13 protein-coding genes and 4 pseudogenes are annotated in these 15,521 nt (G+C 60.4%); 11 read left to right on the top strand and 6 right to left on the bottom strand.

Annotated features, from left to right (window positions below; translation table 11 throughout):
- Positions 1 to 76: 76 nt before the first annotated feature.
- The 3 genes from P6U29_RS07845 to P6U29_RS07835 all read left to right on the top strand — a co-directional run bounded on the left by P6U29_RS07845 (position 77) and on the right by P6U29_RS07835 (position 3,147).
- The gene (locus P6U29_RS07845) at positions 77 to 1,393 is read left to right on the top strand and encodes an ATP-binding protein (RefSeq protein WP_407119270.1); all 1,317 of its coding nucleotides are present in this window, start codon (positions 77 to 79) and stop codon (positions 1,391 to 1,393) included.
- Positions 1,394 to 1,454: 61 nt separating this feature from the next.
- Positions 1,455 to 1,742, top strand: coding sequence for a hypothetical protein (locus tag P6U29_RS07840; RefSeq protein ID WP_407117058.1), 288 nt, complete (start codon positions 1,455 to 1,457; stop codon positions 1,740 to 1,742).
- A gap of 1,141 nt (positions 1,743 to 2,883) precedes the next feature.
- Positions 2,884 to 3,147 (top strand): hypothetical protein, encoded by a 264-nt coding sequence (locus tag P6U29_RS07835; RefSeq protein ID WP_407117057.1) that lies wholly within the window; start codon positions 2,884 to 2,886, stop codon positions 3,145 to 3,147.
- Positions 3,148 to 3,468: 321 nt separating this feature from the next.
- Here P6U29_RS07835 and P6U29_RS07830 read toward each other — a convergent pair whose 3' ends face one another.
- On the bottom strand, positions 3,469 to 4,386 hold the full coding sequence (locus tag P6U29_RS07830) for an NAD(P)-dependent alcohol dehydrogenase (protein ID WP_407117056.1): 918 nt from the start codon (positions 4,384 to 4,386) through the stop codon (positions 3,469 to 3,471).
- A gap of 241 nt (positions 4,387 to 4,627) precedes the next feature.
- Here P6U29_RS07830 and P6U29_RS07825 point away from each other — a divergent pair.
- The 6 genes and pseudogenes from P6U29_RS07825 (at position 4,628) to P6U29_RS07800 (ending at position 7,492) form a co-directional block, all read left to right on the top strand.
- Positions 4,628 to 4,947: pseudogene (locus tag P6U29_RS07825) on the top strand (c-type cytochrome).
- Positions 4,948 to 5,343, top strand: coding sequence for a VOC family protein (locus P6U29_RS07820; RefSeq protein WP_407117055.1), 396 nt, complete (start codon positions 4,948 to 4,950; stop codon positions 5,341 to 5,343). It abuts the pseudogene before it with no gap.
- Positions 5,344 to 5,375: 32 nt separating this feature from the next.
- Positions 5,376 to 5,471: pseudogene (locus tag P6U29_RS07815) on the top strand (gluconate 2-dehydrogenase subunit 3 family protein); the annotation flags it as partial.
- A pseudogene (locus P6U29_RS07810) lies at positions 5,470 to 5,616 on the top strand (GMC oxidoreductase); the annotation flags it as partial. The pseudogenes P6U29_RS07815 and P6U29_RS07810, both read left to right, overlap by 2 nt.
- Before the next feature lie 20 nt (positions 5,617 to 5,636).
- Positions 5,637 to 6,266 carry a ParB/Srx family N-terminal domain-containing protein gene (locus tag P6U29_RS07805; RefSeq protein ID WP_407117054.1) on the top strand — a complete coding sequence of 210 codons (630 nt, stop codon included), beginning with the start codon at positions 5,637 to 5,639 and terminating at the stop codon, positions 6,264 to 6,266.
- 764 nt (positions 6,267 to 7,030) lie between these two features.
- Entirely contained in the window at positions 7,031 to 7,492 is a 462-nt protein-coding gene (locus P6U29_RS07800; protein ID WP_407117053.1) for a hypothetical protein, read from the top strand.
- A gap of 794 nt (positions 7,493 to 8,286) precedes the next feature.
- Here the strand turns inward: P6U29_RS07800 and P6U29_RS07795 are convergent.
- Positions 8,287 to 9,347: pseudogene (locus P6U29_RS07795) on the bottom strand (IS110 family transposase).
- A gap of 155 nt (positions 9,348 to 9,502) precedes the next feature.
- A complete protein-coding gene (locus P6U29_RS07790) occupies positions 9,503 to 9,742 on the bottom strand; it encodes a DUF1127 domain-containing protein (protein ID WP_407117052.1) in 240 nt (79 codons plus the stop codon).
- Positions 9,743 to 9,893: 151 nt separating this feature from the next.
- Here P6U29_RS07790 and P6U29_RS07785 point away from each other — a divergent pair, with 151 nt between their 5' ends.
- Both P6U29_RS07785 and P6U29_RS07780 read left to right on the top strand, forming a co-directional pair.
- The gene (locus P6U29_RS07785; RefSeq protein WP_407117051.1) at positions 9,894 to 11,447 is read left to right on the top strand and encodes a winged helix-turn-helix domain-containing tetratricopeptide repeat protein; all 1,554 of its coding nucleotides are present in this window, start codon (positions 9,894 to 9,896) and stop codon (positions 11,445 to 11,447) included.
- 193 nt (positions 11,448 to 11,640) lie between these two features.
- A complete protein-coding gene (locus P6U29_RS07780) occupies positions 11,641 to 13,296 on the top strand; it encodes an ABC transporter substrate binding protein (RefSeq protein ID WP_407117050.1) in 1,656 nt (551 codons plus the stop codon).
- Positions 13,297 to 13,333: 37 nt separating this feature from the next.
- Here P6U29_RS07780 and P6U29_RS07775 read toward each other — a convergent pair whose 3' ends face one another.
- From P6U29_RS07775 to tnpC, 3 genes are read right to left on the bottom strand one after another with little or no spacing between them, the layout of a single operon-like run.
- Positions 13,334 to 13,714 (bottom strand): plasmid pRiA4b ORF-3 family protein, encoded by a 381-nt coding sequence (locus tag P6U29_RS07775; RefSeq protein ID WP_407117049.1) that lies wholly within the window; start codon positions 13,712 to 13,714, stop codon positions 13,334 to 13,336.
- Entirely contained in the window at positions 13,615 to 13,872 is a 258-nt protein-coding gene (locus P6U29_RS07770) for an IS1096 element passenger TnpR family protein (protein ID WP_407119269.1), read from the bottom strand. Before P6U29_RS07770 ends, P6U29_RS07775 begins: the two co-directional genes overlap by 100 nt.
- A gap of 59 nt (positions 13,873 to 13,931) precedes the next feature.
- Positions 13,932 to 15,497: an IS66 family transposase gene (gene tnpC, locus P6U29_RS07765; RefSeq protein WP_407117048.1), complete on the bottom strand. Its 1,566-nt coding sequence runs from the start codon at positions 15,495 to 15,497 to the stop codon at positions 13,932 to 13,934.
- Positions 15,498 to 15,521: the final 24 nt, after the last annotated feature.

The following is a 15,521-nucleotide window of genomic DNA, read 5'->3' as shown; positions in this document are numbered from 1 at the left end:
ACCGGACGGAAGGCGCGTCCATGATCAAGACCGTCCGCATCGGCGGTTACGTCTTCACGCCGGTGGTGGAGGAAGCATGAACCGTACCGCCGACATTCTGTCACTCTTCAGCTTCAGGCGGATCAGCGGCCAGATCGCCGCCTTGATCCTGGGATCGCTGGTTCTGATCCACGTCCTGATCGCTGGCTATTTTCTCCTCGACCAGCCAAAGCTGCTGGCGGACACGCCGCTGGAGCAGATCGAGCTGATCGTGCGGATCATCGCCAACACGCCAAAAGCCGAGCGTGCGCTCGTCCTCGATAGCGTTAGCCGAACCTTTCCACCGCTCAGACTCCAATTGCGAGACGGCGCCTCGGCCTCCGCGGCGCCACAGTCGATGCGGACACCCCTGACCATCCTGTCCGGGCTTAGGGTCAGAGCCGAACTCATTCGCGGCAGCGGCGCGGACGACGAGCGCGTCTGGTTCCACCTCCCGGGCGAGGACGTGCTCGAAGCCAGGATCGGATCGCCCAAGATGCCGGGCTTCGTCAGCGGCCTCTGGACCTCGACGCTGCTGTTTCTCGTGGCGAGCTTAACGCTGCTGGGCGTCTGGGCCGGCCGCGCGCTCTCCTCGCCGCTATCGGCCTTCGCGCGCGCAGCGGAGGAGTTCAGCCTGAGCCGGTCCTCCGCGCCCCTGACCGAAAACGGGCCGGAGGAGATCAGATCCGCGGCAAGAGCACTCAACCGGATGCGCGATCGCATCAGCGCGCTAATGAACGACAGGACGCGCATGCTGGCGGCCATCAGCCATGACCTGCGCACGCCGATCACGCGCCTGCGGCTGCGCTCGGAATATATCGAGGATCCGGCGCAACGCGCGCAGACCGTGCGCGACCTGGACCAGATGCAGTCGATGCTGGAATCGGTGCTGTCGCTCCTGCGCAGCGAAAGTCCGATCAAGCCGACACTGGTGGACGTCGCGGCGCTGCTTCAAATGGTTTGCGAGCAGTTTTCGGATTTCGGATTTGCCGTGACCTATTCCGGTCCGGACCGGGCCGCCTTCATGCTACGGCCCGGCGAAATCATCCGCGCGGTCACCAACCTCGTCGAGAATGCAACGCGCTTCGGCGCCAACATCGACGTCGCGCTACTGGCGGAGGGGGACCGGCTCGTCATCGACGTTTCCGACGACGGGCCCGGCATTCCCGACGAAAGGAAGGCCGCGATGCTGGAGCCCTTTATGCGCGGAGAGGAAGCCCGCACCATGGACGAGACGACGGGTTTTGGCCTCGGTCTCTCGATCGCGCAAGCGATCGTGGCCGCGCATGGCGGAACGTTGCTGCTGCTCGACAATGAACCGAGGGGCCTTCGCGTCCGCCTGCTGCTCTCGAATGCGGATAGTAGCCACGACTGAAGCTACCGATCCGGGCATCACCGATTCTCCAACATGCGTTCGAGATCGCAGGCAAGCCTCCATGTTCTCGCAGCACCTTTCGCCCGAACTTTGTCTGATCGCTGCAGCCTCCGTTGGTATTGGTGCGGAGGCGGATTCGTCAAGCAAAGCAACGCTGGCATTACAAGCCATCGGTTCGATGCCTGCCGCCGGGGAATATTGGCGTTCTTTTTCCTCGTATGCCGCTGATTTCAATTTTGTTTCAGCTGCTTTAGAGGCGCCTGAACGCATGACCTGCAGCGTTCAATTCCCGTTGGTCGTCACGTGCTCCTGCGAGGAACCCGTGATGCCCTCCAAGGATGAGATGTAAAGGATAATCGCTATGCAGGGCGACGTCAGACCATGGGTGCGTGCTTACAGGCACTGGCTTCCAGTTCTCGTCGTTCTGGCGGTTGTTCCCTTTGGACCATCGTCGGGAGCGGACGCGGCGGACCGCAGATCCGCGAGACAAGGAGACGCGATCGGCCAGTTCGATGCGCGGTTTGTGTCTGATGTCAGCTGATCAAGTCTTAACGCGTTATCATTTGTCTCAGCTTGTTTCGCTTGACGGGGCTGTTTTGGGGCGGAGGACAGGCGAACTCCACAAGATAAGCGGATGCACTTGATATCAAGTCGCTCCCTTTTAGTGACTCTGTAGTCGACGCTCGCGAGAGACGTGCTGGATAACCGCTTCGTAGACGGATGAAGCGCTCTTGCGAAATACTTGGTTACAGAAATCGATGGATTTGGATTGGGCGAGGATCGGATGAGCGTTGAAGGTTAGCCGCGTCCGCGCGCCAAAGTGGTTCGGCGCAGATTGCACGCGAGCAGTGCCTGTGTTCTCTGACGGCACTTGAGGTCGCGAAAAGTCTATGTTGTCAAGAAAACCTTTCGAGAATTGGCCTGGAAGTAGGCTCTACGCTTAGCAGCTTCGACGTTTGCCTCTAGCGAGTGGAAGTTGACTATCTTAATCAGGGGCTGCTGTCCGGCGTTTTTTTCGGGTGCCCTCTCGCGGATCTCCCGCGCCAGCGATCGTGTAACCGCCTGGTTTGGAATTCAAGCTCAATCCATGCCGCACGGGATCATCTGGGCCCGGGCCGCGGCTGTGCCGCTCAGCCGATGCTGCCGGCGCTGCCTCGCGGCGTGATCTTCCTGATCACGCTAGCCAGCACGTTCGTGGCGGCCCTTCTTGCCCGCTGACTGGAGACATCTTCAATGACAACAGCTCACGATTCGGCACGCCGGCTGTCGGTACTTCACATCTTCGAAGTCTACTATCCCGACCTGTTCGGCGGCACGAAGCGAGCAGAAGATGATTCTCGCAGCCTTCAGGTCCCTGAACTCGGGCTAGATGAACTGCCTGTAAGTGCCCTCGCGAGACCTTGCGCGTTGTAGGCCTTCGCGGCCTGACTGTCGCTCGCGCTGCTGAGGCTCGGGCTGCTCTTGCCAGAGCGCTTCCGGACGAGCTTTCCTTGGTGGAGCTGCCCGATGTCTCGGTCTCAGCGGTTCCGTCGGAATACGTAATGGTCGTCGTAGTGACGCCGTCGATGGTGAAAGAGACCTCGCTGACGACAGTCTTAGATGACGAGCCACCGCCACCGGACGCACTACTGGAGGCCCCAGTGGAGGACGACGACTCTGATGACGACGGCGACGTCGAATTGGTAGAGCTAGTGGATTGCGTGGACGCGGTAGGTTGCGGCAATCCGGCCGAGGAAGAGGAAGAGTTAACGTAGCTGATCGACATGGAGCACCTGGTTCGAGGAGGATGTATTGCGGGGCTACGCCGAGATAAGGCCGGCCTGGTCATTCAACGTTCATGCGCGGCAAACCGCCCAGAATGTTGTTTCCCATGATTTCCGAGTGTCAGACGCCCCGCAGCCGGCCCTGCCCTCGCCACTCGCCAGGAAACTGCAATTCTCGGTGATCAGTATCATTCAGAGATCGGCGCGATTGTTCGCCTGCCCGATGATTTACGGAGTGTCGCGTCGTCATAGCCGAGCGCCGATGACTCTCGGCAATTCGCCGCGTACCGGATGCCGTCGCACGATCGCCACCTACATCATCGTGCAATCGAGAAACGCTTGAACGCGGATGCCCTCTCCGCGAGTGATTCGCGCCAACCCCTTGGAAGTCGTGCCTTTCTCCCCGACGAAATCGATCACCGCTTCCGCGCCGTTTCCGGAAGTCAGCGCCAAAACGGTCGCCACTTCGTTGCCGTCAGCCTTGACCAAGTGGTCAGCGCCTGACTTTTCTGCCAGTTTCAGCGATGCCTCGGACTTGTCGACGACGATAACATCGGCTGCGCACATTGCCTTGAGGCACTGGATCCCGATGTGGCCTAAGCCACCCGCACCGATTACGACGCAGAATTCGCCCGGCAAGAGGTGACGCGTGGCCTTCTTGACTGCGCGATAGGCCGTGAGGCCCGCATCCGCGTATGGCGCGACATCCTTTGGCGCGAGAGTCCGCGGCAGTGGTACGATATTGCGCTCCGAGGTGCAAAGGAATTCTGCATAGCCGCCGTTGCAATCAAGCCCCGGAAACGTGCCAGGACCGTGCATGTCGAAGCCTCGGCGACAGGCGAGACATGTGCCGCCCGTGATTTTTGGATGGACGATGACCGGATCGCCCTTCTTCAGTCCCTCGACTTCGTTGCCAACCTCTTCGATCCAGCCTGCATTTTCGTGTCCCATGATGATGGGTAGCAGTTTGTCACCGGTCGGATCCATGTGGGGCTTCCAGACGCCTTCGATGATATGAAGGTCGGTCCTACACACGCCCGCACCACCGATGCGGACGATGACGTCTGTTGATTTCGTCAGCTTCGGATCAGGCACTTTCTCTTCGCTGACCCACCGGTCGCTGGAAAGTTTCTCGTCATACACTCTCAATACTTGGGCTCTCATCATCTCCTCCGTCTCCCCGGCGAACTTCGGTTCCGCCATCGGCGATCGAGCCTCAGCATTTTTCATGCCAGTGGATTTGCTTCGAGCAGCCAACAGCCACTCTTCGATCGAAGCAACAGCTGCTGCAGTGCAGTGCTAAGGACGTCATTCACCTCAGATGAAATAACCCGTTACTACCAAACCTGAATCGGCGTCATCTAGAGTCCTCGATCGTCAGGGAGGATCGATGGCCAAGCAGCGCTCGATAAAAGGAATGGCAGCCGGCCTTTGCAGCGCGTTGCTTGCCGCGCACAGGGCCAGCGCCCAGATGCCGTTGCCCGCCGCCAGGCCTCCTGACGGCCCACCACTGTTCAAGCAGCAATGTGCCACCTGCCATACCACGAACCTGTCTGATCCGGTCCGACAGGGACCATCGCTTTACAGATCGTCGGGCGGCCCGCTGGCAAAGCGGACGGATTTCGCTACTCGGACGGGTTCGCCAAAGCAGACTTCGTCTGGGATGGCACCAGGCTCGATGCCTGGCTGACCAATCCGCAGGCGATGATTCCGGGTGCGGTGATGGCCTATCGACAGTCCAAACCGGAAATCCGCGCGGCGATCATCGCCTATCTCAAGGAGTTCAACTGAATGGAAAAACCGGTTCACTCCGTGATCCGCGTGCTCGATGAAGAAAAATCGCTGGACTTCTACAAGCGGGCTTTTGGGCTCGAGGTCGCCGATCACCTGAAGTTCTCCGACTTCGCCCTGATCTACCTGCGCCATCCGTCTTCGCCGTTCGAGGTCGAGCTGACCGTCAATTTCGATCGCAAGGAGCCTTACACGCTGGGCGACGGATACGGACACCTCGCCGTCGTGGTTGAGGATCTCGACACGGAACATGCCCGATTCGAGCGCGAGAAGCTCGCACCGGGGCCGCTGCGCGACTTCAAGCACGATGGCAGCACGCTGGCGCGCTTCTTCTTCGTCTTAGACCCCGACGGCTACAAGATCGAGGTGATCCAGCGGGGCGGGCGTTTCGGCTAGCCAAAACAAAACAGACACATGGAGGAGCTACGAGGGAAGTTGATCGCCGCAGCAAGTTCGACCGCCGGGTCTTTCTCAAGGGTGCGGCAAGCACGGTGCCAGTGGTCGCGGCCGCGACCACCACAGGGCCAGACCCACGACATCAAGAACTTGTTTATCTCTGACGGCAGTCAGTTCACCTCTGGCGCGGCCTGCAATCCGACCCTGACGATCGTGTCGCTGGCGATCCGGCAGGCGGACTACATGGCCACTGCGATGCAAAAGAAAGAGATCGGCCCAACGGACGACAAATCATGGATGCACTGGCGAGCAAGCCGGCCGTGGAAACATGGCCGATTGAGCGTTTACGGCCCTATGAGCGCAATTCGCGCCGGCATTCGGCCGAGCAGATCGACCAAATCGCCGCGTCAATCCGGCAATGGGGCTGGACCATGCCGATCCTCGCGGCCGATGACGGCATGGTTCTCGCTGGTCATGGGCCACTCGCCGCCGGCAAACTACTCGGATTTACGCAAGTCCCGGTCATCGTGGCGCGCGGATGGACCGATCAGCAAAAGCGCGCTTATGTCATAGCTGATAATCGGCTGACCGATGCGAGCGATTGGGATGACGAGATGCTGCGGCTCGAATTGGCCGACCTCATGGAGGGCGGTTTCGAGATCGCGCTGACCGGCATAACCGAGGACGAGCTATCGCGGCTGTCCGTCGGCGTCGGCGAGCTTGAGCAGATGCCGGAATTGCCGGACGGTGATCGGTCGCCATTCCGCGACATGACGTTCATTCTGTACGGCGATCAATTCGGGATCGTCGAGCGCGCGATAGCCAGGGCGACCAAACCACGTGAGCCGAACAATCCCAATCGATCGCCGCAAGGCAATGCGCTCGCCGCGATCTGTGCCGAATATCTAGAGCGCGTCTCATAAATCGAGTGTGATTGGTGCGTGTTAATCGATTGCCTCCGGTACGTCCGGCATACCCCGCAGCCGCCCGGTCAGCGCCTTAAAGGGCCGCTCGGCCGGACCATCTTGACAGTCGGACCGCGCAAGCTAATTCTTTAGCTGGGCACGGCCCTTTAACCACTTAGGGATATTGCAACGACCGTCAGAGGGTGACGACGATGATGGACGAAAGATTGGCTCGCTTACGTACGCATCGAAACAACATCCAACGCTATCGCGGATTGCTCAAAACTCAACTTACGGACCTTGAGCGCCAGTACCTGAAGCGGCGCCTCTCTGAAGAGCAAAACGCGATGGAGATGCTGTCAGCATCTACCTTTCCGCTTGACCTAAGATTTCGAATGCCCAGCGACGATTTTGGCCCGCACGCGGCATAATTAGAACGCGCCGATTGCCATGTTGGAAGTTATCCTCATCAACCGCCGGAGGCGGGGCTGGGAGTGGCAGATTCACGATCAAACTGGCGCTGTGCTTATGAGCGGCAGGGAAACGACGCGGCAGGCGGCGAAGTATCAAGGTCACCGCGCCTTGTTTCAACTGCTAGCCACTGGCCGGAAACTGAGCGACCTTCAGTCATAGACACCGCGCGCAAATGTGGTCTGAGGGGCGAGGACCTCGGCTAATTTTATCCTCGCCCCTTGTGTCAAGAGGCGCCCCGAGCGACAAAAGACGGGGACCGCAATCACCCCAAATTGGGCGAGGCTCACAGCAAGGAGCGATTGCGCGCCATGGGACAGGCTAAGAATATCCGCGTCGCGCCGATTGCGAAGAAGGACGCCGACGCGCTGATCACCCGGCTGCACTACAGCCACAAGACCGTCAACAACGCTTTCCTCGCGCTCGGCGTCTTCTTCGGCGGCCGGCTCGAAGGCGCGATGACGTTCGGCCCGTCGATGGACAAGAGCAACATTCTCGGGCTGGTGCGCGATACCGCATGGAACGGCTTTCTCGAATTGAACCGGCTGGCGTTCTCGGAGGCGCTGCCGCGCAACAGCGAAAGCCGCGCGCTCTCGATCGCGCTGCGGATGATCCGGAAGCATTATCCGCACATCGAATGGGTGATCTCGTTCGCGGATGGATGCCAGTGCGGCGACGGAACGATCTATCGCGCGGCCGGCTTCGTCCTGACCGGGATCAAGTTGAACAAAAGCTTGCTGCGACTGCCCGACGGCTCGGTCACGCACAGATGACGCAAGTAACCGGAAAGAACCGCGCGGCGCATTTCGCCAAGACCGGCGGTTCATGGTCGGGCCACGGCGTGCCGCTCAACGGCTACCAGATGCGATATATCTATTTTCTCAATCAGGCCGCGCGGTCGCGGCTCGCCTGCAACGAAATCCCATATGCGGAGATCGAGCGGCGCGGCGCCGGCATATCGCGGTATTGCGCGTGGCAAGCAGGCGATGGCCGACGACCAATCGGCACAGCGGCGCGGCAGCGGCGACCGCCACGCTCCAGCTTGAGCCGACATGTCGGGTCTTGGAAGCGAAGCAGAAATTGTGCTTGTTCCGAGCCTTACCGGTTGTTACCGGTTGTGACCGCAATGTATGGTCCGGCCGCGCGTTGCAAGCGGTTTCGTCAACCTGGCAGATGCGGTCTTGCATCAATGTATCCGGCCTCTGATTGGAGCGTGTTGGGCTCCGGGCCATCATGGATATCAGCGCGCATTCGAGCTGATTAGCGGACAGGCCTCGAGCGGGCCATTCGGGTCACCAGTGTTCGCATGCGCCGGGAAGACCGTCCTCCATGGTCGTCTCATCCTCTCGCAGACCTCGGCGGGTAAGGGCTGTTGGTTACGTCATCGATGGGCTCCTCACTTCGCGCTGTTCCTTTGTTCGTGCCTGGCGGTCCGTTCCTTCGTCCCGGCCTGCGCGCGCAGACGCGCCGCGCGCAAGGGCCGTCAAGGCCGGCCGTCGTGCTGTCCTGACGCCTTGCTCCACCACTGCCAGGCTGCGCCTTGACGGCCCCGAGCACGGCGCGAGGATCAGGCAGGTCGGGACGCCGTCTCCTCCGGCTTGACGCATTCGAAGACGCGGCCCTTGTTGAGGACCGCCCAGGCGATCCGGGCGAGCTTGTTGGCGAGCGCAATCGCCAGCACGTTGTGGTGCAATCGCTTCTTGGCGGCTTCGATCCAAGACTTGAGGCCATAGCGCTCCCAACTGACCTTGACCAGCACAACCCACGCGGCTTGCACGAACAGTGCGCGCAGGTAGCGATTGCCGCGCCTTGATATCTTACCGAGGATCGTGCGGTCGCCGGTCGAGATCTGCTTCGGCACCAGCCCAAGCCAGGCGCCGAAGTCGCGGCCCTTCGAGAACACATCTCCAGTGCCGATCGCGGCCACCATGGCGCTTGAGATGAGCGGGCCAATGCCGGGCACCGTCATCAATCGCTCGCAGGCCTTATCTTGATGGGCCAACGTTTCGATCTCGCTCGATACCCCCTCGATACGTGCATCCAGCCGGCGCCAGTCTCCTGCCAGATCCTCGATGATGCGCAACATGCGAGGCAAGAGCACATCGGTGCGCGTCGCGAGGTGCCCGGCAACTCGGACCGCAGGACATGCAGGCCCTGGCGTACGGCGATGCCCCGCTCCAGCAGGAACGCACGGATCTGATTGATGACCCCGGTACGCTGACCGACCAATCGATCGCGGACGCGGTGCAGCGCCTGAAGGTCGAGCTGATCGGCCGTCTTGGTTGCGACGAACTTCATGGTCGGGCGTTGAACAGCCTCGGCGATGGCTTCCGCATCTCGGAAGTCATTCTTCTGCCCCTTCGAATAGGGGCGCACGTATTTCGCCGGCATCAGGCGGGCGTCGTGGCCAAGCATTTGGAGCTTGCGGCTGAGATGATGCGCACCGACGCAAGCCTCCATACCGATCAAGCACGGCGGCAGGTTGGCGAGCCGCGTTTCCACCTGGCCGCGTGACCACTTCTGCCGGAGCACGATGGCACCGCGGTGATCATGACCCACGAGGTGGAACGAGTTCTTGCCGATATCGATGCCGATCACGGCGATCGCTGCATTGAGTTTCCGAGACATGGTGTGCTCCTTGTCTTGAGCGCCCCTTGCCAGCTTCTCGCACTGGCAGGGCCGGAGCACGGCCGGACCATTCCATTATCGGAAATCAGCATCTCCGCCACGACGCCTCTGGTCGTGCCCAATTCCGACCGTCTACCGCTGCCAGTTATCGACATTCATTCACCGGATAGGATGCCTCGCGGATCGCAACCTCGGTGCGAGGCGACGTAGTCGATTTCGCTGCGCGTAATACCGATATCCATAAGCTCCCTGTCACTTAAGTCGCACAAGTTGGCCAGTAATCTCCGGCGTTTGCGTTGCTCCTGAAATGCATTCCAATATGCTTCGAGAGGACTGTAGACTTGCCGCCCTGCGGTTACCTGTCCCTGCTCGGTGGTCCCGTGGATCGTGCTCATTGAGGTGTGTCCTGTCTGGACTGTTCACTAGGCGGAAGTTGCCGCAAGATGTGCCGGCGCGCATAACTGGTGACTTACATTTCCCTTACTGGCGGCTTATTCTTCGTGCGCTAGGGGTGCGACGGAGGCGTTCCCGAGAAGGAATGGCAGCTTGCGCTATCTTTTCGAGGACTACACATTCGATACCGAACGGCGCGAGCTGCATCGGGGGACCGATGCGGTGTCGATCACACCGCAGGTTTTTGATCTGCTCGATTACCTGATCCGCAACAGGGAGCGAGTTGTCAGCAAGGACGACCTCATCAAAGCCATTTGGAAAGGGCGCAGCGTATCTGACGCGGCGCTAACAACCCGCCTGAATGCCGCCCGGGGTGCAATCGGCGATTCCGGCGAGGAACAGCGGTTCATCAAAACACTACCGCGCAAGGGCTTCCGCTTCGTCGGGCAGGTGCAGGAGGCGCGAGAAGTTGCGAGCCCAAATCCGGGCGATGCGCCCGAGAGCGCTCCTGCAGTTCCCGACAAGCCCTCCATCGCCGTGCTGCCGTTCACGAACATGTCTGGCGATCCGGAGCAGGAGTATTTTGCGGACGGGATGGTTGAGGAGATCACAAACGCGCTTTCGCGGTTCAAATGGTTGTTCGTGATCGCTCGCAATTCGAGTTTCACCTTCAAGGGCAAGGCCGTCGACATCAAGGAAGTCGGGCGCAGGCTGGGCGTGCGCTATGTCCTTGAGGGGGCGGTGCGCAAGGCTTCGGGGAAAGTTCGCATCACGGGCCAATTGATTGAAGCGGCTACGGGCGCACACATCTGGGCGGACAGGTTCGAGCGCGACATGACAGATATTTTCGCGCTGCAGGACGACGTCACGCTCGCCGTTGTCTCGGCTATTCAGCCAAAGCTGTTTCGAGCCGAAATTGAACTGGCGTCGCGGCGGCGACCGGAAGACCTCACCGCATATGATCTTTATCTTCGGGCTATACAGCAAGCCGGCCGATCGACCAGCGAAAGTTTGGCCGAGGCACTCCGACTGGTCCAGCGCGCTTTGGAGCTTGATCCTTGGTTTGCTGGTGCCGCCGCTCTGGCAGGTGCCTGTCACCTGGAAAACGTGCTTAGGAACTACGCCATCGATCCTCAATTCGACCGCAAGGAAGCAGTTCGGCTTATGCGCTTGGCATTGAGCCTCGACGATGGTGATCCAGGCACGTTAGCCTCTGCTGCCTTAATCTCGGCACTTATGGTCGGCGATCGTGAGACTGAGATCGAGATGTCCGACCGGGCGGTTGCGCTCAACCCGAATTCATATCACACATGGAACTGCAGAGGCTGGGTCTACAAAGTTGCGGGGCAGCCAGAAGAAGCGATCCGGAGCATTGAACGTGCCATGCGCATGAGCCCGGCAGACCCGCAACAATTCACAGCGTTAACCGGGATGGGATTTGCTCTTATTGAACTTCGTCGCTTTGACGAGGCCATCATTGCAGCGAAGAAAGCCCTGCGTCAGAACCCTTCCTATCCAGGACCATACCGCTGCCTCGCGTCCGCTTTCGCCCATCTCGGACGGGACGCTGAGGCCCGTGGAGCGGCAGCTGGTTTGCTTGAACTCGACCCCGCTTTCACAATATCGGCGTGGATCGCTCGGAGCCGGCTATCAATAAATGCGAAGCTGATGATTGCGGGGTTTCGCAAAGCGGGGTTGCCCGAGTAGCTCTTCAATGTCCACGAGGTGATCGAAGCGCACTCTGCTGCGGCGCATGAGTCCGGAGTTGGCCCGAAGGCGAAGACCGCGATGGCGCCCGGCACGTCAGCAGCCCAGGCCACCCGGACGTGGTGGGCGACGCGGCCAAATCGACGCGAATGACCGATGCTGTCGAAAAAGGGCTTGAGGAGCCGAGCGAACAATGATTCCTGCTGAGGAGGCGGCAGGAGAGTCGGCGATGATGGGGCGGCAGGACCGGGATCAGCGGCAGCTCTTTTATGAGTTTTGCCTCGACGAGATGATCCCGAGGGACTACCTGTTGCAACGGATCAATGTGTTTGCGACCGCCGTTCTGACCGATTTGCACCAACAGCTAAAGGCGTTTTACAGCGACATCGGCCGGCCCTCGGTTGATCCCGAGCTGATGAACCGAATGCTCCTGGTCGGTTACTGCTATGGCATTCGTCATGAGCGCCGGCTGTGCCAGGAAGTCGCGCTGCACCTTGCTTTCCGCTGGTTCTGCAAGCTCGATCTCGACGACAAGGTTCCGCACCATTCGACGTTCTCGGTGAACCGGCTCGGCCGCTTCCGTGAGAGCGAGATCCTGCGTCATATCTTCGAGCGCGTGGTTGCGGCGTGCATGGTGGCGGGCCTTGTCAAGGGCGAGGGGTTCGCCGTGGATGCGAGCGTAATGGAGGCCAATGCTAGTCGCTATCACGGCAAAGCGCCGGACGAGCTGGACTGGACCGATGCGCAACGCCAGAAGCGTGCCGTGGCCGAGTATCTAGCTGGACTTGAGGCGGAGGCCCAGGACCAGGAAGGCAAGGATAACCGTAGTGGCGGTTCTGACGCGACGCCGACCGCAAAACCCGATCGCAAGCCGCCGAAGGTGATCTCGCCTTCCGATCCGTCCTCGGCCTGGACGGCCAAGGCTAACAAGCGCGTGCAGTTCGGGTATGGGCTCAACTATCTTATTGACGTCGAGCACGCAGTCATTGTCGACGTCGAACCAACGCCCGCGCGCACCTATGACGAGGTCGAGTCCACAAAGACAATGCTCGATCGAACCGAGCGTCGCTTTAGTTTGAAGCCGAAGCGCCTTGCTGCAGACACTGCTTATGGAACGGGCCGCTTTCTCGGCTGGCTGGTAGGCCCGAAGGACCCCGTCTTCAATCCAATATTTCGTAAGAATTTCGATCAGGCGCTCAGGGATTTGGGCTGGATTGACGCTTCGAATATCCGAGTCGAGTATTATGATGCCGGGGGAGACTTTGAGCGGCTCCGGAAACTGGCAAAGGAGTCAGTAGAGCTTCATCCAGACTTGATAGTTGCCGTTAATACACCGTTGGTCGCTGCTGTAATCGCCGAAACCCGCACGGTCCCAGTTGTCTTCGGCCTTGTTTCGGACCCTGTCGGCAGCGGCTTCGTCCAAAGCTACGCGCGCCCTGGCGGCAATGCCACGGGTTTTGCTTATGCAGGCAGGGACCTCGTGAGCAAATGGCTCGAACTCCTCAAGGAAGTGTCGCCCGCAATCACTCGGGTCGCCCTCCTGTTCAATCCTGATGCAGCCCCAGGCCGTGGAAGCTACTATGTGCGTCCGTTCGAAGCCGCCGCTGTGTCGCTTGCGATTACACCCATTGTTGCACCTGTCCGCAATGCCGAGGAAATTGAGCGCCTCATTTCGAGACTCGAAGGCCAGCCGCCTGGCGGTCTCGTTGTGACGCCAGACTACTTTATCGCTAGTCAACGTGAACTCATCATTGCTGTTGCTGCCCGCCGCAAGGTGCCTGCGATGTATTTCTTGCCTCAATTTGTAATCACCGGCGGGCTGATGTCGTACAGCATCGATGATCCGTAAGCGTAGCTCTGCAGCCCTTCTGAATGACGCTTGACGCCTATTTTGTTCGCGTGGCGCGTCGCCGCGGTATCCATGTGTCGGACAACGCCTTGACGGCGGCTTCGAGCGCCTTCCGGTCGACGACGTTGGGATCGAACCGCTCCGGGCCCCAGAGGCGCATGTGTTCGTGCTCGGGATGGCCGGGGTCGCTGATGGCGGCGAGGTATTCGGCATAGCCTGGCGCACCGCCGACGTCTTCCGGAGGACAACGGCCGGCGGCCTCGAGCAGGAAGGGAAGCCCCTCCGTCGTGGTGTTCTGGAACCATTTTTCGAGCTTGATCACATGGTCCCAGCTGTCGCCGAAGTCATAGAGATAGTGGATCGTCTTGGCGCCGGTCTCGCGAACGATATCGCAAAGCCGCGCTTTGCGGGCATCCATGGGCTGGTGGCCGTAATCGTTGTGGGGATCAGAATCCCCCAACGGACCTCACCAGCGAAGAACTCGAAGAGGTGACTGTTCGTCCAGCCGAATGCCTCCTGAAGCGTCAGATGCAACCGATCAAGGCGCAGGGTGACGGGTACGACAAGGCGACGCATCACCTCCGGCTTCACATCCTTGAGGGTCACCTTGATCCGGACCGCGGTCGTGTTCAGGCTCATGCCGCCAGCCTCGGATCGTGTGTATGCATCGTATAGGTCGATGCCCAGGGAAGCAGTTCGTCCAGTCGCGCCGCAGGCCAACCATTGACGAGCTTGGCGAGAACGTCAGCGAGCCAGTGCTCGGCACTGACGCCATTGAGCTTACAGGTCTCAATGAGCGAAGCCAGCAATGCCCAATTCTCGGCACCTTCGTCGCAACCGGCAAAAAGGGAGTTCTTGGCGTTGAGCTTGATCGGCCGCATCGCACGCTCGACCGCATTCGTGTCCATCTCGATGCGCCCGTCATCAAGGTAGAGCGTCAGGCCGTCCCAATGGCGTAGCGCATAACGCAAAGCCTTCGCCGTGTCGCTCTTCCCCGCAAGGTGATCAAGCTTGGCCTCAAACCACTGCTTCAAGGCTGTAGCCAGAGGCCGGGCATGCGCTTGTCGGCCGGCGCAGCGCTCGGAAGCAGAGCGGCCGCGCAGTGCCTTCTCGACCGCGTAGAGCTGGGCAATGCGCGCGAGCGCCTCGCGGGCAACCGGAGCTGGCGCCGGCGCAGCCTCCCGCTCGATCTTCACAAACTGGCGCCGCAGATGCGACCAGCAGAAGGCGAGCGTCCCGGACAGGGCGTCCGCACGCGTCTCTCGGGTCATGGTCTTGTAAGCCTGATAGCCGTCGCAGTGGATGATGCCGCGATAGCCCTCAAGCAGCCGCAAGCCATGAACGGCGCCGCGGCCCCTTGCATAGGCATAGACCACCCCAGGCGGATCAGGTCCGGCCCAAGGCCTGTCATCGCGTGACAGCGCCCAGAAGTAGCCGGTTTTTGTCCTGCCGCGCCCCGGATCCAGCACCGGCGCCGGGGTCTCATCGACACAGAGCTTCGAGGAGGCCAGCAGAAGCTGGCGCAGACGATGCCACAAGGGCTTCAATTCCTGGGCGGCGTAGCCGACCCAGAAGGCGAGCGTGGAACGGTCCAGCGCTATTCCGTGGGTCTCCAGCATCTGCGCCTGGCGATAAAGCGGCAAATGCCAATGATACTTCGCGTCGATCACATGCGCGACCAGCCGCTCGGTGGGCAATCCTCCCCTGATCAGTCGCTCGGGAGCAGCATGCTGGAGGATGACACCGTGACAGGCGCGGCAGGCCAGTTTGGGCCGGCGGGTGACGATCACGCGATACTGCGCCGGTACGACGTCCAACCTCTGGCTCTCATCGTGACCGATCTCAAAGAGATCGCCTTTGCAGGACGGACAGCAGGTTGCAGCGGGCATCAGGGTCTCGATGATGCGCGGCAAATGCTCCGGCAGCTGACCACGGTTGGCTTTGCGCTCGGCCGTCCTCTTCTCGCAGGTTCTGGGATTGGCGCGATCCTCGGCTGCTTCGAGGGCCGCGACGGCCTCTTCGATGTCCTCCAGAACAAGCTGCAGCTGATCAGCGTCCAGCTTTTCCGAGGACCGACCGAACTGCGCATCTTTTGCAAGCTTGAGCAACCGCTCGAGCCTGGCGCAGCGATCCAGCAGAGCCGCGGCAAAGACACGCAACTCAGCTGGATCACTCGGCAGCTCATCAGGCAAATCACTCATTGGCCCGAGTCTGCCATGCTTCGC

The organism is Bradyrhizobium sp. LMG 9283 (assembly GCF_045571415.1).
GTDB lineage: Bacteria > Pseudomonadota > Alphaproteobacteria > Rhizobiales > Xanthobacteraceae > Bradyrhizobium.
Note: the sequence above shows the minus strand (reverse complement) of the source record. Positions and strands in the feature narration are given on the sequence as shown.